This window comes from Actinoplanes sp. NPDC051633 (assembly GCF_040681735.1).
In the GTDB taxonomy this organism is placed as follows: Bacteria; Actinomycetota; Actinomycetes; order Mycobacteriales; family Micromonosporaceae; genus Actinoplanes.
Genome location: NZ_JBFAZH010001789.1, coordinates 1 through 1,103, shown reverse-complemented (window position 1 = coordinate 1,103; position 1,103 = coordinate 1). Strand labels below are relative to the sequence as shown.

Sequence of the window (1,103 nt, the reverse complement as noted above, 5' to 3'; positions counted from 1 at the left end):
CCCCGGAACCCGGGTTCCGGGGCGGGACTCAACGGCCGGAAGCAGCACGGCCCCGCAGGGGCCCCGATTCTCCGCCCTTGCCGGAGGCTCAGCGGCCGGTAGCAGCACAGCCCTTGCCGGAGGCTCAGCGGCCGGTAGCAGCATTGACTCAAGCAACGCACAGCCACGGCACAACGGCGTTACAGGCTCAGGGCCGAAGGTGGTGGGATAGCCGATCGAGGGGACGCGAAGATGACGGCCACCGCGTACGACCTGCCGATGAACCCGGCGTACACCACGGCCCCGAGTCCGGTGGTGGCCGTGCTCGGCCGTACCGGCCGGGTCGCCGGCCTGGCCGCCCACCTGCCCGCCGGCTGGCGGCTGCGGGCCGCGGCCGGCCTCGCCGACGTCCGCCCGGGTGAGATCGTCCTCATCGCCGGCGCCACCGAGCCCGACGTGGTCGCGGCCCGCAAGCGGCTGCCGCGGCAAACGTCCGTGGTCGCCCTGGTCGATGCGGACGCGCCCGCCGAGACGGTCGCCGACGTGCTCACCGCCGGCGCCGACGTCTGCGTGCGCGGCGGCACCCCGGCCATCCTCGCCGGGCACCTGGTCGCCTGCCGCCGCCGGCAGCTGACCGACCGCTGGTCGGTGCTGAACCACAACCTCGCCGCGCTGTAGCACACGCCGCGGTGAGAAATATTGCCATCTATTGATGGTTCATCCGCGCCTCCCTAGGCTGAGGCGGTGCGGGCCGGCCACACGCTCTTCGGGCGCGCGGCCCTGCTCAACGCTGCCGTGCGGCGGCTGGCCGACGGCGGTGGCGTCGCCCTGCTGGGGCCGCCCGGGATCGGCAAGTCGGTGTTGCTCGACGCGATCGCCGACGCGGCGTCCGCCGGGGGAGACGCCGGGGGGAACCTGGTGCTGCGGCTGCGGCCGGAGCAGGGCGACCGCGGCGTCGCGTACTAGGGCATCGCCGACCTCCTCGCCCAGATCCCGCAGGAGCCGGCCGCCGCCCTGCCACCCGCCCAGCGTTCGGCCCTGAGCGCGTTTCGCCAGGGTCTCCCGCCGCGGGCCGGAAGCCCCGCCCTCGCCCGCCGCCTGGTCCTGCCGCTGCTGCTCGCGCG

At 75.2% G+C, this 1,103-nt stretch carries 2 protein-coding genes; both read left to right on the top strand.

The window, feature by feature from the left end; translation table 11 throughout:
• The first annotated feature begins 231 nt into the window (after positions 1 to 231).
• The gene (locus AB0M20_RS45200) at positions 232 to 657 is read left to right on the top strand and encodes a hypothetical protein (RefSeq protein WP_364307810.1); all 426 of its coding nucleotides are present in this window, start codon (positions 232 to 234) and stop codon (positions 655 to 657) included.
• Between the two features lie 66 nt (positions 658 to 723).
• Entirely contained in the window at positions 724 to 945 is a 222-nt protein-coding gene (locus AB0M20_RS45195) for a hypothetical protein (RefSeq protein ID WP_364307809.1), read from the top strand.
• Positions 946 to 1,103 lie beyond the last annotated feature (158 nt).

Excerpts from the sequence above, each read along its gene's own strand:
- AB0M20_RS45200 (WP_364307810.1), top strand. The coding sequence starts at position 232 with ATGACGGCCACCGCGTACGACCTGCCGATGAACCCGGCGTACACCACG.